This is a genomic window from Microbacterium sp. OVT16B (assembly GCF_019969705.1).
In the GTDB taxonomy this organism is placed as follows: domain Bacteria; phylum Actinomycetota; class Actinomycetes; order Actinomycetales; family Microbacteriaceae; genus Microbacterium; species Microbacterium natoriense.
The window spans coordinates 392,871-417,459 of sequence record NZ_JAHXZA010000001.1 but is presented as its reverse complement, the minus strand read 5'-3'; the positions used below and the strand labels follow the sequence as shown (position 1 = coordinate 417,459).

Annotated in this window: 26 protein-coding genes; 20 read left to right on the top strand and 6 right to left on the bottom strand. The window is 71.9% G+C overall.

The features are described from left to right. Nucleotides 1-15 precede the first annotated feature (15 nt). From LC438_RS02005 to LC438_RS01990, 4 genes are read left to right on the top strand one after another with little or no spacing between them, the layout of a single operon-like run. Complete coding sequence (locus LC438_RS02005; protein ID WP_223585675.1) at nt 16-1,335, top strand: XdhC family protein; 1,320 nt, start codon at nt 16-18, stop codon at nt 1,333-1,335. Then, nucleotides 1,326-2,285 (top strand): FAD binding domain-containing protein, encoded by a 960-nt coding sequence (locus LC438_RS02000; protein ID WP_105676218.1) that lies wholly within the window; start codon nt 1,326-1,328, stop codon nt 2,283-2,285. The genes LC438_RS02005 and LC438_RS02000 overlap by 10 nt, the downstream gene beginning before the upstream one ends. After that, on the top strand, nt 2,282-5,032 hold the full coding sequence (locus LC438_RS01995) for a molybdopterin cofactor-binding domain-containing protein (RefSeq protein WP_223585674.1): 2,751 nt from the start codon (nt 2,282-2,284) through the stop codon (nt 5,030-5,032). Before LC438_RS02000 ends, LC438_RS01995 begins: the two co-directional genes overlap by 4 nt. Continuing rightward, on the top strand, nt 5,029-5,637 hold the full coding sequence (locus LC438_RS01990; protein WP_223585673.1) for an NTP transferase domain-containing protein: 609 nt from the start codon (nt 5,029-5,031) through the stop codon (nt 5,635-5,637). The genes LC438_RS01995 and LC438_RS01990 overlap by 4 nt, the downstream gene beginning before the upstream one ends. 224 nt (nt 5,638-5,861) lie before the next feature. On the opposite strand, the gene LC438_RS01985 is transcribed toward LC438_RS01990, so the two are convergent. Then, nucleotides 5,862-7,373: an NCS2 family permease gene (locus LC438_RS01985; protein WP_105676212.1), complete on the bottom strand. Its 1,512-nt coding sequence runs from the start codon at nt 7,371-7,373 to the stop codon at nt 5,862-5,864. 132 nt (nt 7,374-7,505) lie between these two features. After that, nucleotides 7,506-8,018 carry a nucleoside deaminase gene (locus LC438_RS01980; protein ID WP_105676210.1) on the bottom strand — a complete coding sequence of 171 codons (513 nt, stop codon included), beginning with the start codon at nt 8,016-8,018 and terminating at the stop codon, nt 7,506-7,508. Nucleotides 8,019-8,258: 240 nt separating this feature from the next. Between LC438_RS01980 and LC438_RS01975 the strand changes: the two genes are divergently transcribed. From LC438_RS01975 to moaA, 5 genes are all read left to right on the top strand, one after another. Next, the gene (locus LC438_RS01975) at nt 8,259-8,666 is read left to right on the top strand and encodes a molybdopterin-binding protein (RefSeq protein ID WP_105676275.1); all 408 of its coding nucleotides are present in this window, start codon (nt 8,259-8,261) and stop codon (nt 8,664-8,666) included. Then, entirely contained in the window at nt 8,663-9,472 is an 810-nt protein-coding gene (modA, locus tag LC438_RS01970; RefSeq protein WP_223585672.1) for a molybdate ABC transporter substrate-binding protein, read from the top strand. The genes LC438_RS01975 and modA overlap by 4 nt, the downstream gene beginning before the upstream one ends. Beyond that, complete coding sequence (locus tag LC438_RS01965) at nt 9,469-10,293, top strand: ABC transporter permease (RefSeq protein ID WP_223585671.1); 825 nt, start codon at nt 9,469-9,471, stop codon at nt 10,291-10,293. The genes modA and LC438_RS01965 overlap by 4 nt, the downstream gene beginning before the upstream one ends. Continuing rightward, nucleotides 10,290-11,360, top strand: coding sequence for an ABC transporter ATP-binding protein (locus tag LC438_RS01960; protein WP_223585670.1), 1,071 nt, complete (start codon nt 10,290-10,292; stop codon nt 11,358-11,360). Before LC438_RS01965 ends, LC438_RS01960 begins: the two co-directional genes overlap by 4 nt. Nucleotides 11,361-11,473: 113 nt before the next feature. After that, entirely contained in the window at nt 11,474-12,568 is a 1,095-nt protein-coding gene (gene moaA / locus LC438_RS01955) for a GTP 3',8-cyclase MoaA (protein WP_105676206.1), read from the top strand. Nucleotides 12,569-12,667: 99 nt separating this feature from the next. Here the strand turns inward: moaA and LC438_RS01950 are convergent, their stop codons facing one another. Then, complete coding sequence (locus tag LC438_RS01950; protein ID WP_105676204.1) at nt 12,668-13,075, bottom strand: molybdenum cofactor biosynthesis protein MoaE; 408 nt, start codon at nt 13,073-13,075, stop codon at nt 12,668-12,670. After that, nucleotides 13,072-14,247 (bottom strand): ThiF family adenylyltransferase, encoded by a 1,176-nt coding sequence (locus LC438_RS01945; RefSeq protein ID WP_223585669.1) that lies wholly within the window; start codon nt 14,245-14,247, stop codon nt 13,072-13,074. Before LC438_RS01945 ends, LC438_RS01950 begins: the two co-directional genes overlap by 4 nt. Nucleotides 14,248-14,320: 73 nt before the next feature. On the opposite strand from LC438_RS01945, the gene LC438_RS01940 reads away from it, so the two are divergent. The 7 genes from LC438_RS01940 (at nt 14,321) to LC438_RS01910 (ending at nt 20,118) form a co-directional block, all read left to right on the top strand. Next, entirely contained in the window at nt 14,321-14,569 is a 249-nt protein-coding gene (locus LC438_RS01940) for a MoaD/ThiS family protein (RefSeq protein ID WP_105676200.1), read from the top strand. 4 nt (nt 14,570-14,573) lie between these two features. After that, on the top strand, nt 14,574-15,842 hold the full coding sequence (glp, locus tag LC438_RS01935; RefSeq protein ID WP_223585668.1) for a gephyrin-like molybdotransferase Glp: 1,269 nt from the start codon (nt 14,574-14,576) through the stop codon (nt 15,840-15,842). Further along, the gene (gene moaC / locus LC438_RS01930; protein ID WP_105676196.1) at nt 15,835-16,305 is read left to right on the top strand and encodes a cyclic pyranopterin monophosphate synthase MoaC; all 471 of its coding nucleotides are present in this window, start codon (nt 15,835-15,837) and stop codon (nt 16,303-16,305) included. The genes glp and moaC overlap by 8 nt, the downstream gene beginning before the upstream one ends. After that, the gene (locus LC438_RS01925; protein ID WP_105676194.1) at nt 16,302-16,769 is read left to right on the top strand and encodes a molybdenum cofactor biosynthesis protein B; all 468 of its coding nucleotides are present in this window, start codon (nt 16,302-16,304) and stop codon (nt 16,767-16,769) included. The genes moaC and LC438_RS01925 overlap by 4 nt, the downstream gene beginning before the upstream one ends. Continuing rightward, nucleotides 16,769-17,479, top strand: coding sequence for an NRDE family protein (locus tag LC438_RS01920; RefSeq protein WP_223585667.1), 711 nt, complete (start codon nt 16,769-16,771; stop codon nt 17,477-17,479). The genes LC438_RS01925 and LC438_RS01920 overlap by 1 nt, the downstream gene beginning before the upstream one ends. A 109-nt stretch (nt 17,480-17,588) precedes the next feature. Further along, complete coding sequence (locus LC438_RS01915; protein ID WP_223585666.1) at nt 17,589-19,829, top strand: chitosanase; 2,241 nt, start codon at nt 17,589-17,591, stop codon at nt 19,827-19,829. 148 nt (nt 19,830-19,977) lie between these two features. Then, nucleotides 19,978-20,118, top strand: coding sequence for a hypothetical protein (locus LC438_RS01910; RefSeq protein WP_181155952.1), 141 nt, complete (start codon nt 19,978-19,980; stop codon nt 20,116-20,118). A 207-nt stretch (nt 20,119-20,325) separates the two neighbouring features. Here LC438_RS01910 and LC438_RS01905 read toward each other — a convergent pair whose 3' ends face one another. Then, entirely contained in the window at nt 20,326-21,297 is a 972-nt protein-coding gene (locus tag LC438_RS01905) for a GlxA family transcriptional regulator (protein ID WP_105676360.1), read from the bottom strand. A gap of 88 nt (nt 21,298-21,385) precedes the next feature. Between LC438_RS01905 and LC438_RS01900 the strand changes: the two genes are divergently transcribed. Genes LC438_RS01900 through LC438_RS01885 form a run of 4 tightly spaced genes read left to right on the top strand, consistent with a single transcriptional unit; the run spans nt 21,386 to nt 23,361 of the window. Beyond that, nucleotides 21,386-21,547: a hypothetical protein gene (locus LC438_RS01900; protein ID WP_181155953.1), complete on the top strand. Its 162-nt coding sequence runs from the start codon at nt 21,386-21,388 to the stop codon at nt 21,545-21,547. Nucleotides 21,548-21,587: 40 nt separating this feature from the next. Beyond that, complete coding sequence (locus LC438_RS01895) at nt 21,588-22,253, top strand: hypothetical protein (protein ID WP_223585665.1); 666 nt, start codon at nt 21,588-21,590, stop codon at nt 22,251-22,253. A 12-nt stretch (nt 22,254-22,265) separates the two neighbouring features. Further along, nucleotides 22,266-22,706: a hypothetical protein gene (locus LC438_RS01890; RefSeq protein WP_223585664.1), complete on the top strand. Its 441-nt coding sequence runs from the start codon at nt 22,266-22,268 to the stop codon at nt 22,704-22,706. Nucleotides 22,707-22,728: 22 nt separating this feature from the next. Then, complete coding sequence (locus tag LC438_RS01885) at nt 22,729-23,361, top strand: LysE family translocator (protein ID WP_223585663.1); 633 nt, start codon at nt 22,729-22,731, stop codon at nt 23,359-23,361. A 16-nt stretch (nt 23,362-23,377) separates the two neighbouring features. On the opposite strand, the gene LC438_RS01880 is transcribed toward LC438_RS01885, so the two are convergent. Further along, entirely contained in the window at nt 23,378-24,577 is a 1,200-nt protein-coding gene (locus LC438_RS01880) for a glycosyltransferase (protein WP_223585662.1), read from the bottom strand. Nucleotides 24,578-24,589: the final 12 nt, after the last annotated feature.

The following is a 24,589-nucleotide window of genomic DNA, read 5'->3' as shown; positions in this document are numbered from 1 at the left end:
ACCCGGAGGTGCTCCATGCTCGACCGTCTGCACGACTACGCCGACTGCCTGGCCGACCCCGATCGCTGGGCGATCGCCACGATCGTCGAAGTGTCCGGCTCCGTCCCGCGCCCCGCTGGGACCTCCATGGCCGTGCGCAACGACGGCCGCACGATCGGCTCGATCTCGGGCGGCTGCGTCGAGGGCGCCGTGGTCGACGCGGCGATCGGATGCCTGGACACCGGCGAGGTCGAGCTGCACTCCTTCGGCTACGCCGACGACGACGGGATCTCCGTCGGCCTGATGTGCGGAGGGGACGTGCGCGTGCTCGTGCAGCCGCTGCGCACCCTGCCCGCCGGCATCCTCTCCGCCCTCGCCCACCCGGACCGCGCCCTGCGGCTCGTGCGGGAGCTGCCGCTCGACGATGCCGCCCGCAACGGAGGAGTTCTCACGTTCGGGAGGACGATTGCGGCGGATGCCTCCTCCCGAGCGCGCGTTCTCCTCCCTGGCGACACGGCGGCGGACCTCGGCGACCGGGTCCACGCGGCCCTCGACCTGGGCGGCGCGCACGTCGTGGAGATCACCGACCGCTCCGTTCCGGAGTGTCCGGTCGCGCGCCGACTGCTCGTCGAGTCGAGCGCGACGCCCGCCCGCCTCGTCATCTACGGGGCGAACGACTTCTCCGCCGCACTCGCCCAGGCCGCCGCCGTGCTCGGCCGGCACGTCACGGTGTGCGACGCCCGTCCCGTCTTCGCCACCCGGGCGCGGCACCCCGGCGCGCACGAGGTCGTGCTCGCGCATCCGGCGCAGCACTTCGCCGCGGAGACGGATGCCGGTCGCATCGACTCCCGCACCGCGATCGTCGTGCTCACCCACGACCCCCGCTTCGATCTGCCCGTGCTGGACCGCGCGCTCCGGGCCGACCTCGCCTACGTCGGCGCCATGGGGTCGCGCGTGACCCACGAGAAGCGCGTGCAGGAGCTCCGCGCGGGCGGCCTCGCCGACGCGCACCTCGATCGGCTGCACTCCCCGATCGGACTCGACCTCGGCGCTCGCACCCCTGCGGAGGTGGCGGTGTCCGTGCTCGCCGAGCTGATCCTCGTCGAGACCGCCGCGCGCACCGGCATCACCGCGTCGCCGCAGCGCAAGCTGCGCGACACCACAGGCGATGTCCACGACGCGCGCCGCGTCTGCGCGCCAGGGCCGCAGCTCGTCGCGCCGCACGGAGGCGACCTGCGAGGCGACCTGCCGGGCGACGGCCCGCAGCGCCCCGCGACGCAGCATCCCGACCCGCAGAGTGCACGAGGGCCCGGCGCAGAACCCCGGCGCACGGAGGAGGCGCTCGCATGGATGTGACGAGCGTCGACGAGGTCCTGATGTGCGCGGATCCGCGCAGCTGGCGCCCCGGCGACTCCTGGCTCGCCGGCGGCACGGTCATCTACTCCTACGGCACCGACATCACCCGCGGCGCCCCGACCCGCCTGCTCGACATCACCGGCGCCGGCTGGGTGCCCCTCGCCTGGACGCCGGACGGCGACCTCGAGATCGCCGCCACCTGCCGCATCGCCGAGCTGCGCGCCCTCTCCGACGACCCGCTCCCCGGCGGCATCCCCCGTGCCCAACTGCCGGGGCTCGACGTCATCCCGCCGGCGTGCGACTCCTTCGTCGCCTCGTGGAAGATCTGGAACGTCTCCACCGTCGGCGGCAACGTCGCCACCGCCCTGCCCGCCGGCCCCATGATCTCGCTGCTCACCGCGTGGGGCGCCACCGCCCTGATCCTGCGCCCCGACGGCCGCCGTCGCCGCGCCGCCGTCGCCGACCTCGTCGTCGGCCCCGCCAGGACCCGTCTCGGCTACGGCGAGCTCATCCGCAGCTTCCTCGTCCCCGCGGAGGCGCTGCGGCAGCGGCACGCGTTCCGTCGCCTCTCGCTCACCGAGCGCGGCCGCTCGGCGGCGCTCCTGATCGGCCGCCGCACGTCCGATCGCTCGCTGCGGCTCTCGGTCACGGCATCCGTCTTCCGTCCCGTCCTGCTCGACCTCCACGCCGACGACGGGCAGGCGGGGCGTCGACGCGCCGACCGCCTCACTCCCGCGGATGCCGGCGCCTGGCGCGCCGCGATCGACACGGCCGCGGCGGGCACGGGCGGCTGGTACGACGACATCCACGGTGATCCGGCCTGGCGCCGCCTGATGACCCACCGGCTCGGCGACGAGATCCTCGCCGAACTGCTCCCCGACGCGACCGGGGTCGACGGGGCGAGAGGCCGCGTCACCGGGGATCTGCGCATGGAGAGGACATCGGCATGAGCATCATCGAGAACAGGGTCGGCGCGGATGCCGCGGTCGCCGCAGCCGCGCGCACCGCGACGCTCGACGGACGCGAGGTCGACGTCGCCCCCGAGCCCGGCCAGTGCCTGCGCACCTGGCTGCGCGACCAGGGCTCGTACGGAGTGAAGAAGGGGTGCGACGGCGGTGACTGCGGCGCGTGCACGGTGATCGTCGACGGCGACCCCGTGCACAGCTGCGTGTATCCGGCGCACCGCGCGGCGGGCCGCGACATCGTGACGGTGCAGGGACTCGGCACCCCCGAGCATCCGCACCCCGTGCAGGAGCGCTTCCGCAGGGCGGCCGGCTTCCAGTGCGGGTTCTGCACGGCCGGGATGGTGTGCACGGTCGCCGGGATGCCGGAGGGCGCCGAGCACGACCTCGACCGCACCCTCAAGGGCAACATCTGCCGCTGCACCGGATACCGCAGCATCGAGGACGCGGTGCACGGCGTCGAGAACATCGACGACCGTGCGGGCGGCGTCGGTCACGCGACGGGCACCCCCGCGGCGCTCGGCGTCGTGACCGGCACGGTCCGCTACACGATGGACGTCGACCCCGACGAGCTGCCGGGGGCGCTGCTGTACGGGGCCGTGGTCCGCAGTCCGCACGCGCACGCCCGCGTCGTCCGCATCGACGCGGCGCGCGCCCTCTCCTCCCCCGGTGTCGTGCGGGTGCTGACGGCCGCCGACGCGCCCCGCGCGCTGTTCTCCACCGCCCAGCACGAGCTCGTCGAAGACGACCCCGACGACACGATGGTGTTCGACGACGTCATGCGCTTCGTCGGCCAGCGCGTGGCGCTCGTGGTCGCCGAGACCCAGCGGGCCGCCGACCGTGCGGCGCGCCTCGTCGAGGTCGAGTACGAGGTGCTGCCCTTCAACCTCGACCCCGAGGTCGCCGATCACCCCGACACGCCTGTCCTGCACGGAGACAGCAACATCGTGATGCGGATGGACTCCGAGGTCGGCGACCTGGAGGCGGCGCTCGCGGCATCCGCCATCGTCGAGGACCGCACCTTCCACACGCACCGCGTCTCGCACACGGCCTTGGAGACCCACGGATCGATCGCCTGGCAGGATGCCGACGGCCGCTACGTCGTGCGCAGCAGCACGCAGGTGCCGTTCCTCGTGCGGCGGGCGCTCGCGCGCGTGTTCGGACTGTCGAAGGACGAGGTGCGCGTGTACACGGGCCGCGTCGGCGGCGGCTTCGGCGGCAAGCAGGAGATGCTCACCGAAGACCTCGCGCTGCTCGCGACGAGGGCCACGGGCCGCCCCGTCCGCATCGAGTTCTCGCGCAAGGAGGTGCTCACGGCGACGACCGTGCGGCATCCGTTCCGCATGCGCGTGCGCATGGGCGCCGACTCCTCCGGCACGATCACCGGCATCGCCGTCGATGTGCGCTCGAACACCGGCGCCTACGGCAACCACGGCCCGGGGGTCATGTTCCACGGCGTGGGCGAGTCGATCGCCGTCTACCGGGCCGCGGCGAAGAAGATCGACGCCTCCGTCGTCTACACGAACTCCATCCCGTCCGGCGCGTTCCGCGGCTACGGGCTGAGCCAGATGATCTTCGCGATCGAGTCGACGGTCGATGAGCTCGCCCGCAGGCTCGGCCTCGATCCGCTCGAGATGCGCACCCGCAACCTCATCGGCGCCGACGACGCGATGATCGCCGCGCACGAGGAGCCCGACCTCATCATCGGCAGCTACGGTCTCGACGAGTGCGTGCGAGACGTGCAGGCGGGTCTCGCGAGGAACAGGGAGGCGGATGCGGCGGCCCTCGCGCCCGGCTGGACGATCGGCGAGGGCGCCGCCGTCGCCATGATCGCGACGGTGCCTCCGCGCGGACACCACTCGCACGTCACGATCCGCCTGGAAGCGGACGGGGCTTTCGGGCTCGACGTCGGCACCGCGGAGTTCGGCAACGGCACCTCGACCGTGCACCAGCAGATCGCGGCCACGGTGCTGCAGACCACGACGAGGAGGGTGCGGCTGCGCCAGGCCGACTCCGACCTCGTCGAGCACGACACGGGCGCGTTCGGCTCGACCGGCACCGTGGTCGCCGGCCGCGCCACGCACGCCGCGGCGACCTCACTCGCCGAGAAGCTTCGCGCCCGCGCCGCCGCGCTGCTCGGCGCCCCCGTCGACGAGTGCCTGCTCACGGGCGACCGCGTCATGCGCGGAGGCGACTCGGTCTCGCTCATCGACCTCGCCGCCGACGGCCCCCTCGAGGCGGCCGGCTACTGGGGCGGGACCCCGCGGTCGGTAGCGTTCAACGTGCAGGGGTTCCGCGTCGCGATCGACGAGGCCACGGGTGAACTGCGCATCCTCCGTTCGATCCACGCGGCCGATGCCGGGGTGGTCGTGAATCCGGAGCAGTGCCGCGGGCAGATCGAGGGCGGCATCGCCCAGGCGATCGGCGCCGCGCTGCACGAGATCGTGCGCGTCGACGAGAACGGCCGGGTGACCAGCGACATCCTGCGGATGTATCACGTGCCCGCGTTCGCCGATGTGCCACGGTCGGAGATCTCCTTCGCGACGACAAGCGACGTGCTGGGCCCCCTGGGGGCGAAGTCGATGAGCGAGTCGCCGTTCAACCCCGTCGCCCCCGCGCTGGCGGCCGCGATCCGCGATGCCACCGGCATCCGCCTGACGACGACGCCCTTCACTCGGGACGTGATCCACGCCGCGATCCTCGAGCGCGATGCGACGAGGGGGACGGACGGATGACGCTGCACCATCGCCACGCGATCGTGCTGGCCGCGGGGCGCGGATCGCGTCTCGGCCTCGGACCCAAGGCGCTGCTGCCCTGGAACGACGAGGTGCTGGCGACCAGGGCCGCTCGGGCTGCGGCTCTCGCCGGCTGCAGCGTCTCGATCGCTATCGGCCCCGAGGCGGCGACCGTGCGGCGCTGGCTGCGTCGGCGCTCGTCGTCGGCGGTCACCGTGTACGTGCACGATGCCGAGCTCGGCATGAGCGCCTCGCTGCGCGCCGCCGCCCGGCATCTCCGATCGGCGGGCGAGAGGCCCCACGTGGTGATCGTGCTCCTCGTCGATCAGCCAGGGGTCGGCGAGCCGGTCATCCGCCGACTCCTCGACGCGCACAGGCCTGGTCGGGCGACCAGAGCGGCGTGGGACGGCGTGCCGGGCACCCCCGTCGTGTTCGACATCGACGACCTGTTCGACGCGGCCGACACCGCGCTCGGCGACTCCGGGGCGAGGGTGTGGATGGCGATGCATCCGCAGCTCGTCGACGACATCGAGTGCGGGGACCTCGGCTCGGGAGCCGACATCGACGTCCCCGCCGACCTCGCGACCTGGCCCGAGCTCAGCTGAGCCGTCCCGTCTCCCACGCTCCGACGCCCGTTCCACTGCGGCTCTCTTCCGGCAGGCGACGCCCTCCTAACGCGACGCCCTGCTAACGCGACGCCCTCGTGAACGCAATGCCCCTCCCGCACGCCGACGCCCCACCTGGGCGACGTCCGCCCGGTGGGGCGGGACAACCAGACGGGGCGTCGGGGGATCAGATCAGAGGGGGCGTCGGCAGAGAAAGAGGAGGCTCAGCCTGCGAGCGCCGCCTCGATCGGACCGCGGACGAAGTAGAGCGCGAAGCCCGCCGCGACGATCCACATGAGCCAGTGCACCTTGCGGGCACGACCCGAGAGCGCGTTGATGAGCGCCCAGGAGATGAAGCCGACGCCGATGCCGTTGGCGATCGAGTAGGTCAGCGGCATCGTGACGATCGTGAGGAACACCGGCAGGGCGACGGCGAAGTTCGTGAACTTGATCTCCTTGATCTGCCCCATCATCATCGCGCCGACCACGACGAGCGCGGCGGATCCGACCTCGATCGGCACCACGAGGGTGAGCGGGGTGAAGAACATCGAGAGCAGGAACAGGATGCCGACGACGACCGCGGCCAGACCCGTGCGCGCCCCCTCACCGATGCCGGAGGCGCTGTCGACGTAGACCGTGTTCGAGGAGGTCGAGGTCGCGCCACCGGCGACGGCGCCGAGGCCCTCGACGACGAACGCCGAGCGCAGCCGCGGGAACGTGCCGTCCTTGTAGGCGAGACCGGCGTTCTTCGCGAGCCCCGTCATGGTGCCCATGGCGTCGAAGAAGTTGGAGAACACGAGGGTGAAGACGAGCATCGTGGCCGACAAGGCGCCGATGCGGCCGAAGGATCCGAGGAGGTCGAACTGGCCGATGAGGCCGAAGTCGGGGATCGTGACGAGCGCCGTCGGGATCTCCGGGATCGTCATGTGCCAGCCGCCGGGGTTCTCGAAGCTCGGGCCGAGCTTGAAGATCGCCTGCGCGATGATCGCGAGGACGGTCGAGGCGACGATGCCGATGAGGATGCCACCGGGCACCTTGCGCGCGACGAGCACGCCGATGAGCACGAGCCCGATGAGGAAGATGAGCGTCGGGATCGAGGTGATCGATCCGCCGTCGCCGAGCTGCACGGGCGGGCCGCCGGCCGTGCGGTTCACGAAGCCCGAGTCGACGAAGCCGATGAAGGCGATGAACAGGCCGATGCCGACCGTGATCGCCGCCTTGAGCTGGGCGGGAACCGCGTTGAAGATGGCGGTCCGGATGCCGGTGGCTCCGAACAGCACGATCAGGATGCCGTTGATGACCACGAGCCCCATGGCCTCGGGCCAGGTGACCTGTCCGACGACGGACACGGCGAGGAAGGAGTTGATGCCGAGCCCCGCGGCGAGCGCGAACGGGAGTCGTGCGATGAGTCCGAACAGGATCGTCATGACGCCGGCGGTGAGGCCGGTGGCCGCCCCGATCTGCGCGCCGTTCAGGGCGTTGCCCGCGACATCCTCGACGCCGCCGAGGATGAGCGGGTTGAGGATGACGATGTACGCCATCGTCACGAAGGTGACGATGCCTCCGCGGATCTCGCGGGCCACCGTCGACCCGCGACGGGTGATCTCGAAGAATCGGTCGAACGCGTTCTTGGGCTCGGCGTCGACCGTGGCGGTCGCTCCGGTGGCCAGGGGCGGGAGCTCCGGCGCGGGGATCGCGCCGGTCTCGGGGTCGTTGAAGACATGTGAAGACATCATCGGCTCCAGTGTTGTTGTGCGGAGGTGGTGCTCGGGTTCGCCGAAGGAGCGGCTCCCCGGTGGTCGCCGCGGGCGCAGGGGCCCGTCAGCGGTCGGTGCGCGTCGGCCTTCGGCGCGCGTCAGCGGTGCGCGTCAGTAGTCGATGCGCGAGACGTTGGCGTTCCACTCGGTGAACGGGGCGACGCGTTCGGCGGGGGCCAGGGCCTCCTGGCCGACGGGCATGATTGCCCGGTCCTCGGGGCCGCCCTCGAAGTAGCGGTAGAACACCGCGTCGTCGAAGCCGGCGTCTGCCGCGTCGTGTCGGTCGGCGGCGAAGTAGACCCGGTCGATGCGGGCCCAGAGCGAGGTGGCGAGGCACATCGGGCAGGGCTCGCAGCTCGTGTAGAGCGTGGCCCCGGTGAGATCGAACGTGCCGAGCCCCTGGCAGGCGTTGCGGATCGCCGTGACCTCGGCGTGCGCCGAGGGGTCGAGATTCGCCGTAACCCGGTTGACGCCCTCGAAGACCTGTCCGTCCGCCGAGACGACGATCGCCCCGAACGGACCGCCCGCGTCGCGGACGTTCTCGGTGGCGAGGGCGACGGCCCGGGAGAGGTACTCGGCCGGAGTCGGCTGGGAGTCGATGGCGGGCGCGCTGATGCTGCTCATGAAGGCTTCCTTGCTGTCGTCGCAGTGATACGGCTTCCGGCAGGCCCTGTGGGGGTCGGCCTCGAGATATACGTCGAACCGCTAGGTTGTGCTTTCGTGACGGGCGACCATCATCGGTCGTCCAGCCAGCACCGACTGTACCCCCGTGAGAGCCGAACGTCCAGAAGATTGTGAAATTCACATTCCGCGATGCGAAATCGTGTCTTGTGATTCCGCAGATGCGGAACTATGGTCATCGCCATGACGCATTTCCGGATCAGTGAAGCAGCCCATCTTCTGGGCGTCAGCGACGACACCGTGCGCCGCTGGGTGGGCGACGGCATCCTGCCCGCCGTTCCCGACGCCTCGGGGCGCCAGGTGGTGGCGGGGGCCGACCTCGCCGCGCAGGCTCAGCGGCTCGCCGGAGAAGCGGCCGACGACGACCCCGTCCGCCGCAGCGCCCGCAACCGCTTCACCGGACTCGTGACGTCCGTCCAGATCGACGGCCTCATGGCGCAGGTCGAGCTGCAGAGCGGTCCGCACCGCGTCGTGTCCCTGATGTCCGCCGAGGCCGCCCGCGAGCTCGCACTCGAGGTCGGCAGCAAGGCGACAGCCGTCATCAAGGCGACCATGGTGGTCGTCGAGACCGAGAGAGAGAACACTCCGTGACCCGCACCATCCGCGCCTCCGCGCTCGTCGCGCTGACCGCCGTGGGCCTCGCCGCCCTGGTCGGCTGCAGCGCCCCCGCGCCCGACGCCGCTCCGGCCTCCCCCGCGGCCACCACCGAAGCCGACGCCCTCAGCGGCGAGCTGACGATCTTCGCGGCCGCCTCGCTCACCGCGGCCTTCGACGAGCTCGCCGCCGAGTTCGAGGCGCAGCATCCCGACGTCGACGTGCTCCCGATCAGCTACGACGGCTCCTCGGTGCTCGCCACCCAGCTGATCGAGGGCGCCACGGCCGACGTCTTCGCCTCGGCCGATGAGAAGAACCTCGCCAAGGTCACCGAAGCGGGGCTCGCCGGGTCCGGTGAGGCGTTCGCGACGAACGTGCTGCAGATCGCCGTCGCCCCTGGCGACCCGACGCGCGTCGAGACCCTCGCGGATCTCGCCGACCCCGCCCTCACCGTGGTCGTGTGCGCGGCCGAGGTGCCGTGCGGCAGCGCCTCGCGCACTCTGCTCGACGCCGCGGGCGTGACGCTGACCCCGGCCAGCGAGGAGCAGAACGTGACAGCCGTGCTGTCCAAGGTGAAGTCGGGCGAGGCCGACGCCGGGCTCGTGTACGCGACCGATGTGAAGGCCGCGGGCGACGCGGTGACCGGCATCGAGATCGACGGCGCGGATGCCGCGACCAACATCTACCCGATCGCCGCCCTGAAGGGCACGAAGAATCCGGAGGCCGCGAAGGCGTTCGTCGCCTTCGTGCTGTCGGATGCCGGACAGAAGGTGCTCACGACCCTCGGCTTCGGCGCTCCGTGAGCGGCGGCGACGAAGGGCGGCGCGGCGGCATCCATCGACGGGTGCCGCCCTGGCTCTGGGTGCCGGCCGCGCTCGGCGCCCTCGTGCTGACGCTGCCCTTCGTCGCCCTCCTGATCCGCCTGGACTGGACGGCCGTGCCCGCGGCGATCACCGCATCGGCGGCCCTGCAGGCCCTCGGCCTGTCGCTGTCCACCGCGGCGGTCGCGACCGCCGTGTGCGTGCTGCTCGGCGTGCCGCTCGCCCTCGTGATCGCACGCAGCTCGGGCGCCCTCGCCGCGGTCCTGCGCACCCTGACCACGCTGCCGCTGGTGCTGCCGCCCCTCGTCGGCGGCATCGCGCTGCTGTCGCTCCTCGGCCGCAACGGTCTTCTCGGCGGTGCTCTCGCGGTGCTCGGCATCCGCATCCCGTTCACGACCGCCGCGGTCGTGATCGCCCAGGTCTTCGTGGCGCTGCCGTTCCTCGTGATCTCCGTCGAGGGGGCCCTGCGCGCCGTCGGCACGGGGCACGAGTCGGTCGCCGCGAGCCTGGGCGCTCGCCCGCTGACCGTGTTCCGCCGGGTGACCCTGCCGCTCGCCGCACCGGGTCTCATCGCGGGCGCCGTGCTCTGCTTCGCGCGGGCGATGGGCGAGTTCGGGGCCACCGCCCTGTTCGCCGGCAACGCGCCCGGTGTGACCAGGACCATGCCGCTCGCGATCTACACGGCGTTCAACGGAGCGGGCGTGCAGGAGGACACCGCGATCGCGCTGTCGCTGCTGCTGATCCTCGTGGCGGTGGCCGTGCTCCTGTTGATGCGCGGCTGGCGAGCGGATGCCGTGCGATGACCCTCGACGTCGACATCACGGCTCGGGCCGGAGCCTTCCGCGTGGCTGCGGCGTTCGCCGTCTCGCCGGGCGAGGCGCTGGCGCTGCTCGGACCCAACGGCGCGGGCAAATCCACGCTGCTCGCGGCCATCGCCGGTCACGCTCCGCACGCCGAGGGCACGATCGCGTTGAACGGCTCGCCGATCGCCGCGTCGACTCCCCCGGAGCGGCGACGGATCGGCCTGCTGGGTCAGCGCGCGCTGCTGTTCCCCCACCTCACGGCCCTGGAGAACGTCGCCTTCGGCCCGCGCGCCCAGGGCGTGGCCGCCCCCGAGGCACGGCGCCGAGCGCTCGTGCACCTCGACGAGGTCGGTCTGCACGACGTCGCGGGGCGCCGCCCTGCGGAGCTCTCCGGAGGCCAGCAGCAGCGCGTGGCCCTCGCGCGCGCCCTCGCTGCCGACCCGCTCGCGCTGCTGCTCGACGAGCCCTTCGCCTCCCTCGACGCCGAGACGGGTACGCAGGCCCGCCGACTGGTCACGCAGTTGCGCGACCGCCTCGGCATCCCGACCGTGATCGTGACGCACGATCCGCTCGACGCGGTGATGCTGGCCGCGCGCACCGTCGTGATCGACGACGGGCGCGTCGTGCAGCACGGGCCGACCGCCGAGGTGCTCGGTCATCCGCGTTCTCGCTTCGCCGCGGCCATCGCCGGGGTGAACCTCATCGCGGGATCCGGTGCGACCGGGAACGCCCTGCAGGCCGAGAGCGGCCTCCGCCTCGTCGGCCACGGCGACGCCCTCGCGGTCGGCGAGGCGGGATCGGCGGTGTTCCCCCCCTCGTCGGTGCGGATCTCGGCGGATGCCGGCACGGCCCCGCCCCCGGGAGAGAACTCCTGGCACGGGACGGTCGCGGTCATGGAGGCCGTCGCCGGCGGCGTGCGCCTGTTCACCGCCGAGCATCCGGAGCTGGCGGTGGACTGCCCGTCAGGGACCGCCGCGGCCCTCGGCATCCGCCCCGGTGCGGCCCTCGCTTTCCGCGTCGATGCCGCCGATGTCTCCCTGCGGCGCGACGCGGATGCTCCCGCCTGAGCATCCGTCTCCGCCCCGCCGTTCGGGCGGCGGGGAACGCCACCGGAACGACCGGGGGCGGGAGAGGCACTCCCGGCATCCGGTGCTACCGTAGCCACTCGAAAGGGTGGACGATGAGGATCACGCCGTCTCACGGAACCGGTGCAGGCACCGCCGGAGCGCTGCGCCTGCCCTCCGTCGGCCTCCTCGACGCCCGTGATCGTCCGCTGCGCGATCTGCGCATCTCGGTGACCGATCGCTGCAACTTCCGCTGCGTGTACTGCATGCCGCGTGCCGTGTTCGGGCGGGACTACGCCTTCCTCGACCGCGACGAGCTGCTGAGCTTCGACGAGATCGAACGCCTCTCGCGGATCGCCGTCGACCACGGCGTCCGCAAGCTGCGGCTGACCGGCGGTGAGCCCCTGCTGCGCCGCGGCATCGAGGATCTCATCTCCCGCCTCTCGGCGCTGCGGACGCCGGACGGCGACAGGGTCGAGATCGCGCTGACCACGAACGGCTCCGCCCTCGCCGTGAAGGCGCAGGCGCTCAAGGACGCGGGGCTCGACCGGCTCACCGTCTCGGTCGACACCCTCGACGACGAGCTGTTCCAGCGCATGAACGACGTCCGCTTCCCCGTGTCACGGGTGCTGGAGGGCATCGAGGCCGCGCGGGCGGCGGGCATCGGCCCCATCAAGATCAACATGGTCGTCAAGCGAGGTCTCAACGACGGCGAGATCGAGGCGATGGCCGCCCGCTTCAAGGACACCCCGTACACGCTGCGGTTCATCGAGTACATGGATGTCGGGACCTCGAACGGCTGGGAGCTGGACGAGGTGGTCTCGGCGGCCGAGATCGTGGAGCGCATCGGCGCGCTGTTCCCGCTCGAGCCGGTGGGGGCCAGAGCCACGGGCGAGACCGCGAAGCGGTGGCGCTACGCCGACGGCTCGGGCGAGATCGGGATCATCTCCTCGGTCACCAACACGTTCTGCGGCACCTGCAACCGCGCACGGATCTCGACCGAGGGACGGCTCTTCACCTGCCTGTTCGCGACCGAGGGGCACGACCTGCGCGCACTGCTCCGCGGCGGCGCGTCGGACCACGAGCTGTCCGCGGCGATGGCGGGCATCTGGGCCGCGCGCGACGACCGCTACTCCGAGATCCGCGCCGACCTCACCCCCGAGCTGCGCGCCGCACGCCAGCGCATCGAGATGAGCTACATCGGCGGCTGAGCGCGGCGGGCGCGCAGCGTGGATCAGAAACGCCTCCCCGCGCCGTCGCGCAGCCGCATTTCTGATCCGTATCGAACGACCACGGGGAACCGCCGGCAGTCAGAGGCCGACCCACTCGGAGACGCCGTCGTCGTAGTGCTGGCGCTTCCAGATGGGCACGCCGCGCTTGATCTCCTCGACCAGGCGCTCGCACGCCTCGAACGCGGCGGCCCTGTGGCCGGCGGATGCCGCCGCGAACAGCGCGATGTCTCCGATGTGCAGATCACCGATGCGGTGCGCCGCCGCCACCCTCATCCCGGTCTCGGCTGCCGTGCGCTCGACGATCTCGCGCAGGAACCGCTCGGCGTCGGGGTGCGCCCGATAGTCCAGCGCGCGCACCGCCCGTCCGCCGTCATGGTCGCGCACCACGCCGCAGAACATCACGACCGCGCCGTCGGCGTCTCCGCCCACGGCGCCGCGGACGGTCGCCTCGTCGATCGGCTCGTCGGTGATCAGGGCGAAGGTCATGCGGGAACTCCTTCTCCGCGCGCGGCGGACGTGTCTGTCTGGCGGTCGGCGTCGCCGACGACCTCTCCGCCGATCTCGACGTACGAGCGGATGCCGCCCACGACGTGGACCGCGTCGAATCCGCGTTCGCGCAGCGCCGCGGCGGCCCGGCGGGAGCGCGGATCCTTCTCGCAGTAGACCACGACGGGCAGGGCGGTCTCCGGGCCCTCCCCCGCGTCGATCCGTCCGACCGGGAGGAGGCTCCCTCCGGGGATCCGACGCAGCGCGGCCTCCTCGGCCTCGCGGACGTCGAGCAGCAGCATCCGCTCCCCCGCCCGCCGCCTGCGCAGGAGCTCGGCCGCGGAGATCGAGGCGCCGGGGTCGGGCGCCGTGCCGCACAGGACCTCGTAGTCGTCGAGCCCCGTGAGCTCCTCGCGCGTCTCGTCGACCGCGTAGGCGATCTCCCGGGTGCGGGCGGTGAGCGCGTCGTAGAACAGCACGCGGCCGAGCAGCGGCTCTCCGACGCCGGTGATCAGCTTGACGACCTCGGTCGCCATGAGCGATCCGATGGCCGTGCACAGGCTGGGCAGCACTCCGCCGAGCTCGCACGAGAGCGCCTCGTCGGCCGGGGGCGGCGCGGGGAACAGGTCGCGGAACGTCGGGCCGTGCCCCTTCCACGCGACGCCCACCTGACCGTGGAAGCGCAGGATCGACCCCCACACCAGGGGCTTACCCGCGAGCTCCGCGGTGTCGTTCGCGAGGTAGCGGGTGGCGAAGTTGTCGCTCCCGTCGACGAGCAGGTCGTAGTCGGCGAGGAGTCCGGGGAGGTTCGCCGCCACCGCCCGCTCGCGGTGCCGGTGCACGGTGCAGGCGGGGTCGATCGCCCGCACGGTCTCGGCCAGCGAGTCGACCTTCGCCCGACCGATGTCGGCCACGCCGTGGCTGAGTTGGCGGTGCAAGTTGGAGAGCTCCACGAGGTCGTCGTCGACGATGCCGATCGTGCCGACGCCGGCTCCCGCGAGCGCGGGGACGAGGGCACTCCCCAAACCGCCCGCGCCGATCACCAGGACGCGGGATGCGGCAAGCCGTCGCTGCGCCGTCTCGCCGAAGCCGGGCAGCATGAGCTGACGGCTGTACCGGGTGATGCGGTCGGGCTCCAGCGCCGGCCCCGGTTCGATGAGCCCAGGAGTCATGCGCGCCAGTCTACGTCCGGCGCAGGTCGGGGCGGCGGGCCCGGTGTCGGCCGCTCGTCATAGGATGAGCGGCATGGCGATCGTGATGCTGCGGTACTTCGCCGCGGCCGCCGAGGCCGCGGGGCGCGAGGCGGAAGAGCTCGACCTCGGAGCCGACCACACCCTCGGGGCGCTTCGCGATGCGCTCATCGGCCGCTACGGCGACCCCATGTCGCGCGTGTTGAAGAGCGGGTCGTTCCTCGTCGACGGCGTCGTGCGCCGCGACCCGGCGCTGCCCGCCGGCGAGCGCGTCGACATCCTCCCCCCGTTCGCGGGCGGGTGACGCGATGGCCGTGACCCTCGACGAGCACGCCGCCGCCGTCGCCGCTCTGCTCTCTCCCGTCCTCTCCGCGCTCGCCGATCCGGCGCACGCCGAGACCGTGCCGCTCGCTCCCGCAGGTCCGGCCAGGGGCCGCGTGCTGGCCGCCGACATCGCCAGCCCGATCCCGGTTCCTCCGTTCACCAACTCGCAGATGGACGGCTACGCCGTGCGCTCCGCCGACCTCGCCGCGGCGACCGAGGCGCGGCCGGTGCGGCTCCCGATCGGACGCGTGCGCGCGGCGGGCGATGCCGCGGGCGTGCACGAGCCCGGCACGGCGACCCCGGTCATGACGGGAGCCGCCATCCCCGAGGGCGCCGATGCGGTCGTGCAGATCGAGGCGGTGGATCCCCCGCGCTTCCTCGGCATCGGCGGCGCGCAGGGCGATCCGAGCGACGGGGTGGCGTTCTCGGCCCCCGCGACGCCGGGAGCGTTCGTGCGCGAGGTCGGCAGCGATGTCACCGCGGGGCAGTCGCTGCTCGCCGCGGGCACGCGCCTCGGCCCCGCGCAGCTCGCCGCTCTCGCCGCGGTCGGGCTCACGTCCGCACCGGTGCGTCCGCGCCCCAAGGTGCTCCTGGTCTCGACGGGGCACGAGCTGCGCGCCCCGGGCGAACCTCTCGACTCCGGTCAGATCCACGACGCGAACACGGCCTCGCTCGCGGCATCCCTCGTCGACATCGGCGCCGAGGTCGCCTGTGCGGCGGCCCCCGACGACGCGTCCGCCCTGCTGACGGTCGTCGCCGCGCACCCAGAGGCCGACCTGCTGGTCACGACCGGCGGCGTGAGCGCCGGCGCCTTCGAGGTCGTGCGCGACGCCCTCGAACCCCGCGGCGTGAGCTTCGGGCACGTCGCCATGCAGCCGGGCGGGCCGCAAGGCGCGGGCCTCCTCCGACGCGAGGGGCTCCCGGATCTTCCGGTCATCGCGTTCCCCGGCAACCCGGTGTCGGCGCTGCTGTCCTTCGAGATGTTCCTGCGCCCGCTGCTGCGGCGGGCTGCGGGTCTGCGCGAACGGCGCGAGGTGTCGTGGCTGCCGCTCGCGCACGCGATCGAGTCCCCGCAGGGCAAGCACCAGATCCGCCGAGGGATGCTGCGCGACGACGGCAGTGTCGCGGTGGGGGCGCCGGGGTCGCATCTGCTGCACGACTACGCGCGCGCCACGGTTCTGGTTCATGTGCCGACGGGTATCGCCGCGCTTCCCGCCGGCGCCGAGGTCGAGGTCTGGAGGATCGATGAGTGAGCTCTCGCACCTGCGAGCGGACGGGTCGGCGCACATGGTCGACGTCACCGAGAAGCAGGTGACCCGTCGAGAGGCATCCGCACAGGCCGTGCTCGTGACGACGCCGGAGGTCGTGGCGATGATCGCCGACGGCTCGCTGCCCAAGGGCGAGGCGCTGGGCACGGCGCGGCTCGCCGGCATCATGGGCGCCAAGCAGACGTCGACGCTGATCCCGCTGTGCCATCCGCTGCCGCTGACGAAGCTGTCGGTCGACCTGGAGCCCCAGGGCGATCGGGTGCGCATCGTCGCGACCGCCGTGACGAACGGCGTCACCGGGGTCGAGATGGAGGCCCTCACGGCGGCGAGCGTGTCGGCGCTGACGCTGTACGACATGATCAAGGCCGTCGACAAGCACGCCGTCATCACCGATGTGCTCGTGCTCGCGAAGTCGGGCGGCAAGAGCGGCGACTGGTCGCGCCCGTGACCCGCACGGCTCACGTGCTCGTGGTGTCGACCAGGGCCGCGAGCGGCGTGTACGACGACCGCACCGGCCCGGTGATCGCCCAGTGGCTGCGTGATCGCGGCTTCGACGTGCGGGTCGAGGTGACGGCGGATGCCGGGGTCGCCGATGCCCTCGCGGCGCTGCTGTCGCAGCATCCGTCCGTCCTGCTCACGACCGGCGGCACGGGGATCTCGCCCGACGACCGCACTCCGGAGGCGACCCGCGCTCTGCTCGATGCGGAGCTGCCGGGCATCGTCGAGGAGGTCCGCCGCCGCGGTGCCGCCGTGACGCCGACCGCCGTGCTCAGCAGGGCCGTGGCTGGCATCGCCGGCGGATGCCTCGTGATGAACCTGCCCGGATCCTCGGGGGGCGTCCGCGACGGTCTCGCCGTGCTCGACGGCGTGCTCGACCACGTGCTCGATCAGCTCTCCGGAGGGGATCACTGATGTGCACCGTCATCGTCGATGCGGCAGACGCGGCATCCGTCCGTCTGCTCGCGGTGCGCGATGAAGACCCGCAGCGCGACTGGGACGAGCCCGGCGCCTGGTGGCCGGAGAGCCATCCGGGCGTGATCGGCATCCGCGACCGCCGCGCCGGAGGGGCCTGGCTCGCCGCGAACCCGGCGGAGCGCCGTCTCGCTGTGCTGCTGAACCGTGCCGACGTGCTCGATCTGCCGGCGGATCAGGCACTGTCGCGGGGGTCGCTCGCCCTGGAGTCGGTCATGGGGCGTTCGCCCGTCGCCCCCGAGAGGATGCACGGCTTCAACCTCCTGGAGGTCGGTCCGGAGGGCGCCCGCGTGCTCAGCTGGGACGGCGCGACACTGCGGGAGACGCCCATCGAGCCCGGCACGCACATGATCGCGCACGACGATCTCGACGACGAGGAGACGCCGCGCATCGCGGCGTGGCTGCCGGAGTTCCGCTCTCTCGGACCGACCTCCGCGAGCGCCGACTGGCGAGCGGAGTGGGTGGGGATGCTGGCGGCATCCGCCCGCCTCTCCCCCGAAGACGACAGGGCCATCATCCGCGACAACCGGCCCCACGGGTATCCGACGCAGTCGCTGCTGTACTGCACGGCATCCGTCTCCGACCGGGGCATCGACCTGGACTATCACGCGCTGCCGACGCCGGCGCACTGGGCGGCGCCGGCGTCCTGACGCGTCGCGCCTTCTCGCCTCGACCCATTGCTCCGGGCGGGTTCCTCGGGTATAACTCTTCGTAAAGAACGTTTCCTAAATGTTCTCCCCCCACCCCACCGGAGGAACAATGCGTCACCGTCGACCCCTGCTGGCCCTGCTGGCAGCCGCAGTCGCACTACCGCTCACCGGCCTGATCGCCACCTCGGCCCAGGCGACGACGACCATCACCCTGCGCGACCCCGTGAAGCGGGAGATCGCCCAGGAGATCATCACCTCGGCTGAGAACTCCTCGCTGAACTGGTACGACCAGTACAGCTACATCGAGCCCTACCCCGACGGCCGCGGCCTCACCGCCGGCATCGTGGGCTTCACGTCCGGCACCCACGACATGCTCGTGCTCGTGCAGAACTACACCCAGAAGTACCCGAACAACCGCCTCGCGAAGTGGATCGACGAGTTGGAGCAGGTCGACGGCACCGACAACACGGCGCCGCTCGGCGAGGCGTACATGGCCGACTGGCGCGCCGAGGGTGCGGTGCCCGCGTTCCAGCAGGCGCAGCGCGACGAGGTCACCGTGCAGTACTTCGACCCCGCCGTCGACCTCGCGATCGCCGACGGCGTCGGTCCGCTTGGGCAGTTCGCGTACTACGACGCCGCCGTCGTGCACGGTTACTCCGGACTCGAGGACGTGCGCACCCAGGCGAAGAAGAAGGCGAAGACGCCGGCCGCAGGCGGCACCGAGACCGCCTACCTCAAGGCCTTCCTCGACGCGCGCGTGGTCGAGATGAAGAAGGAGGAGGCGCACGAGGACGTCAGCCGCATCGAGAACGCGCAGCGCGTCTGGCTCAACGCCGGCAACCTCACCCTCAACACCCCGCTGAACTGGTCGGTCTACGGCGACCCGTACTCGATCCCCACCAACCCCACCCCGCACTGGCCCGTCGGAGGCACGACGCCGACCCCCACGCCGACCCCGACCAGCACACCGACGCCGACGCCCACACCCGGCACCGCGACGCTGATCTCGAAGAACAAGCCGGTCACGGCATCCTCTGTCGAGGGGTCGGGCTTCGAGGGCGCGAAGGCGGTCGACGGCAACGCGACGAGCCGCTGGTCGAGCGTCGAAGGCGTGGACCCGCAGTGGATCCGCATCGACCTCGGCGCAGGGTCCAAGGTCGACAAGGTCGTCCTGAAGTGGGAAGCCGCGTACGCGTCCAAGTACCGCGTCGAGATCTCCGCCGACGGCACCACCTGGACCACCCTCGCCACGGAGGCTGCGGGGAACGGCGCCACCGACGAGTTCACGAACCTCAACGGCACCGGCCGCTACCTGCGCATCTACGGCACCGCACGCGGCACCTCCTACGGGTACTCGCTGTTCGAGGTCGAGGCCTACACCCTCACCGGCGGCGGCACCCCCACGCCGACGCCCACCCCGACGCCCACCCCGACTCCGACGACGCCGACCGGACCGGCATGGCCGGGCTCGTCGCAGATCACGGTCGCCGACGCCACCGACACGTTCGACACCGACATGAGCGGCCTGTCGTTCTCCGCCGACGGCTCCGTGCTGTGGGCCGTGAACAACGGCTCCGGCACGCTGCACCGCCTCGTCCGCCAGGGCACGACCTGGGTGGACTCCTCCGGCTGGTCGGGCGGACGCACCCTGCGCTTCCCGACCGGTTCGGGCACGGTCGACGCCGAGGGCGTCGCTGCAGTCGGAACCGACCTGTTCGTCGCCTCCGAGCGCAACGGATCGAGCAAGAGCACGAGCCGCCCGTCGATCCTGCGATACCAGCCGGGATCGGGCTCCGGATCGCTGACGGCGGTCAAGGAGTGGAACCTCACGTCCGACCTGCCCTCGGTGGGCGCGAACGACAGCCTCGAGTCGATCGCCTGGATCCCGGATGCCGACCTCGTCGCAGACGGCTTCATCGACCAGCGCACGGGGGCGGCGTACTCGCCCTCGTCCTACGCGAACCACGGCGGCGGCCTGTTCTTCGTCGGCCTGGAGGCCACGGGCGACGTCTACGCCTACGCGCTGAACCTCAGCGGCGGCTTCACCAGGGTCGCGACCTTCGGCTCGGGCTTCGACGCCGTCATGGAGCTGGAGTACCAGCCGAGCACGCACACGCTGTGGAGCGTGTGCGACGACACCTGCGATGGCGAGGTGGCTGCGCTGAAGATCACCTCCGGCTCGTTCACGGAGGTCGCGCACCACGACCGCCCGAGCGGGATGCCGAACATCAACAACGAGGGATTCGCCCTCGCCCCGCAGTGCGTCAGCGGCTCTCGCTACGCGGTCTGGGCGGATGACGGCGACACGGGAGGCCACGCCCTGCGCGCAGGGTCCATGACCTGCAGCTGATCCTCCGAACGGAGCGCCCGGGTCGCCTGCCGACCCGGGCGCTTCGGCGTGCACCCCTTGACCGGATCGCGGCCATCGCGCTACTCTTCCATAAATCAGAAGTAAACTTCCGAATCATGGAATCTAGCTCAACGGAGAGGTGACCGACATGACGCACGACGACCAGACGCCGAAGGTCCGCGACGACCGCGAGTCCCCGCTCGTCTACATCGACCCCGACTTCTCCATGCCCGAGCGCACCGACCGCTACCTGCGCGCCTTCCGCATCCTCTTCCCCAAGGCCTCCTGAGCCTCGCCGCGTCCGCTCCCGGCGCACGACCGACGCGGGGGTGCGGCGATCACGCACGCCAGAACTCCGGAGATCCGCGGCGGATTCCGCCGATCCGCCCCGTTCACAGCCGAGCCGTCGAGGTTCTCCGGAGTTCTGGCAGACGCGAGCGGGTGACGACGCCGGACGCGGATGCCGATGCCGCAGCCGGAAGCGGATGCCGCGGCGCTAGGCCGCGGAGGCCTCGTCGGACGCGCAGGAGAAGCGCGCACGGTAGGCGGTCGGGGTCGTGCCGAGCATGCGCGTGAAGTTCTGCCGCAGCACGGCCGCGGAGCCGAAGCCGCACTCGTCGGCGATCTGATCGAGCGCGAGGTCGGTGCGCTCCAGCATCCGCTGCGCGTGGATGATCCGCTGTCGGCCGAGCCAGGCCGCGGGCGTCGCTCCGTACTCGGCCTTGAACCGACGGGCGAAGGTGCGGGGCGACATGAGCGCCCTCGCGGCCAGGCGCTCGACGCCCAGATCGTCGCGCAGATTCTCGACGGCCCAGTCCGCGACCGCCGACAGCGAGTCCCCGTTGCCGTGCGGGATCGGGCGATCGATGAACTGCGCCTGCCCGCCGTCGCGCTGCGGGGGGACGACCATGCGCCGGGCGACGCGGTTGGTCAGCTCGGCGCCGATCTCCAGCCGCAGCAGGTGCAGGCACGCGTCGATGCCGGCGGCGGTGCCGGCGCTCGTGATGATGCGGCCGTCCTGCACGAACAGCACATCGGGGTCGATGTCGATCTGCGGGTACATCTCCGCCATGTGGTGCGCGTACATCCAGTGCGTGGTGGCCCGGCGTCCGTCGAGCACGCCCGCAGCCCCCAGGATGAAGGAGCCGCTGCACACGCTCATGACCCACGCGCCTCGGGCCACGGCGTCGCGCGCGACATCGAGCAGCAGCGGATCGATCTGCGCCCAGTACTCGCGCGGCAGCGGACAGAAGACGACGAGGTCGGCCTCGTAGGCGAAGGACAGGTCGTTCTCGACGTTGACCGAGAACCCCATCTTCGAGTTCACGACCCCGGCCCGCGGCGCGACGACGCGGAAGTCGAAGCTCGGCACCCCTTCGTCGCTGCGGTCGAGACCGAAGGCCTCGCAGGCGACGCCGAACTCGAAGGGGGCGAAACCGTCCTGGATGATGCAGGCGACCGTCTTCATGAGCGCGTCCGTTCTTTGGCAGATTTCATGCGTTTGTAGTCTATTCTGCCACTCGTGGCGGATCAACACTGATCGTAGTGTTTCTGCCATGATACTCGTCTTCGCACTCATCGCCCTCAGCGTGTGGGGGCTCATCGCCACCGTCATCGAACTGCGTCGCGACGGCTACCGCCGCACGCCCACCGACTGGAACCGCGTCGCCGAGCACGATGCCCTCGACCGGGCCGAGCTCGGGCACGTGTACAGGTAGGTCTCCCCGTCCGTCGGATGCCGGGGCTACGCTCGACTGCATGAGCGAGCCCCTGCAGCCTCCTGTCCCGCCGCACGGACAACCGAGCCCTCAGCCGCAGTCCGCACCGCTTCCTCCTCAGCCGAGCGCTCAGCCCCAGTCCGCACCGCATCAGCCGCAGTCCGCACCGCATCCTCCTCAGCCCCAGTCCGCACCGCATCCTCCTCAGCCCCAGTCCGCACCGCATCCTCCTCAGCCCCAATCCGCACCGCATCCTCTTCAGACCTACGGCGGCCCGCAGGGCCATCCGCCCGAGACCGCGCCGTATCAGCGGGTCGGTCACCCCGTCGGCGCCCCGCATCCCGGGCAGTTCCCGACCTCGGGGCCCGCCGGCCCTCCCTCTCCTCCGACGTCGAGCGGCGCGCTCGGTCGCACCGCGTTCATCATCGCCCTGGTCGGCCTCGTCGTCGGTACCCTGAGCACGATCGCCTACCCGCTCGCGAGCAGCCTGCTCGACTACTCCACGCCGATCAGCATGGGCGTGCTCTCCGCGCTCATCGGCGTCATCACCCTGGCGGCCGCCGGGGTCGCACTCGCTCTCGGTCTGGCCGCGCTCCGGCGTCCAGGGCCGCGGGTGCTCGCGGGCATCGCGATCGGCATCGCGGCCGCGGAGCTCTTCGGCACCGTCGTGTCCTGGCTCTCCACTCTCGTCTACTCCTTCATCTGACCGGGAGACCTCATGAGCGATCCGCACCAGCCGAGCCCCGGACAGCCGTACGGCGCTCCGCCGCAGTACCCGACGTCGGCCGGAGGCCCCCCGCATCCCCTCACTCCGCCGTATCCGACCTCGCCCGTGTACGCCGGTCTGACGGAGCCCGGGAACCCGCTCGGCCGGATCGCCCTGCTCATCGCCGCGATCACCGCCGGCATCGGCTCCCTCTCGGGCCTGATCTACCCCTTCCTCATCACCAGGGGCGGCTACGGCATCGTGAGTGTGCTGTCGAGTGTCGTCGCTCTCGTCGTGCTGATCGCGGGCGCGGTCGCTCTCGTCCTCGGGATCATCGCACTGCGCCGCCCGGAACCGCGACTCGCCGCCGCCATCGCGGTCGGCATCGCCGGGGCGACGGTCGTCGCACATCTCGGCGGCTGGGCGGTGAACCTGGCCTACACGCTCCTCTGACACCGAGGTGTAGGGTCGGCTCATGATCCCTCTGGACAGCCTCGTGGCGTTCGTCGTCGCCTCGGTCGTGATCATCGTCATCCCCGGCCCGAGCGTGCTGTTCGTCATCGGACGCTCCCTCTCCCTCGGCCGCCGCGCCGGTGCGCTGAGCGTGGTGGGCAACGCGCTCGGCACCGTCCCCGCGGTCGTCGCCGTCGCCTTCGGCGTCGGAGCCATCGTCGCCTCGTCCGTGCTCGCCTTCACGATCATCAAGATCGTCGGCGCCGCCTACCTCGTGTGGCTCGGCATCCAGGCGATCCGCCACCGGCACGATCACCGTGCGGATGCCGCGCGCGAGCCCGCATCCGCCGGAAAGCTCCTGCGCCAGGGCTTCATCGTCGGTGCGACCAACCCGAAGACCATCGCGTTCTTCGTCGCAGTCCTGCCCCAGTTCGTCTCTCCCGCCGCGGGGCCGGTGTGGGCGCAGCTCCTGCTGCTCGGGCTGATCTTCCAGACCCTTGCCATGGTCTGCGACAGCGTGTGGGTCCTCGTGGCCGGCACGGCCCGCGCGTGGTTCGGGCGCTCTCCGCGGCGCATGTCGACGCTCTCCGGCGCCGGCGGCGTGATGATGATCGGCCTCGGCGGCACGCTCGCCCTGACCGGCGCGAAGAGCTGACGACCGCGAGTCCGGTTCAGCGAGCTCCGGCGAGCACCCGCTCGTACACCTCGACCATCGCCGCCGTGCGCGACGACTGACGGAACGCCTCGGCGACGGACGGCAGCGGCACGGGTGCGGTGCCTCCCGCGATATCGGATGCCGCCTGCCGCAGCGTCTCCGCGAGCGCGGCGATGCGTCGCGGCTCGTCGCCGTCGGCATCCGGCACCGCCCACAGGCCGCCGCCGAGCTCTGCCGCGATGTCCGGATCGCTGATCACCGACGGGGTGCCGAGGGTCGCCGCCTCGAAGGGGGTCATGCCCTGGGTCTCGAAGCCGATCGAGGTCTGCACGAGGGCGTCGGCCGCCGCGATGCGGGCGAGCGTCTCGGGGTAGCTGAGCTTTCCCGCGAACCGCACGTGCGGGAGTCCCGCGACGATCTTCTCCGCTGCTGCTCGCTGCGCACCGCCCCCGATGATCTCGAGGTCGGCGTCGACTCCCGCGGCGACGAACGCCTCCAGGAACGGGAGCAGCCGCTTCTCGGGGCTCATCCGTCCGAGCCACACGAAGCGCGGCCGGCCGGGCGCCCGCTCCTCCGGCGCCGCCGCGAGGGTCGCCTCGCGCACGTCGTCGTCGATGCCGTTCCACACCACGTCGACCGGGGAGAACACGTCGTGCTCCTCGAGCCTGCGGGCGAAGTGCGTCGAGGGCGCCGTGACCGCGGAGGCTCCGGCGGCGAGCCCCCGCAGGAACGCCCAGCCGTCGGTACCGGAGCCCGAGCCGCGCAGCGCACGACGGCGCCACGCGTTCAGGAAGGCCAGCACGGGAGCGGCGAGCGGCGTGACCGCGCGGATGCCGACGTCGACGCGGTTGTGCATCGTGTGCACGACGGGGATGCCGTGGCGCTCCGCATACCTGTGTCCGATGAAGCCGCCCCAGAAGTCGGCCTGCACGTGCACGAGATCGACGGGCGGACGCCGCGTCATCGCGCGGTCGAGGAAGCGGTCGGTGGAGCGCCCCGGCCAGCTCATCGCATACTCGCGGTCTGCGGTGATCGGCATCGACGGCAGATCGACGTTCGCCGCGTCGAAGCCGCCGGCACGCGGTCCGTGCATCTTCGGCGCGACGACGGTGACCGTGTGCCCGGCGCGTTCGAGGAACTCGCGCTGCAGCCGCATCGACACCTGCGCCCCGCCAAGGGAGTCGAGGTGCTGATCGCCGAAGAAGACGATGTGCATCGCGCCGGGCCG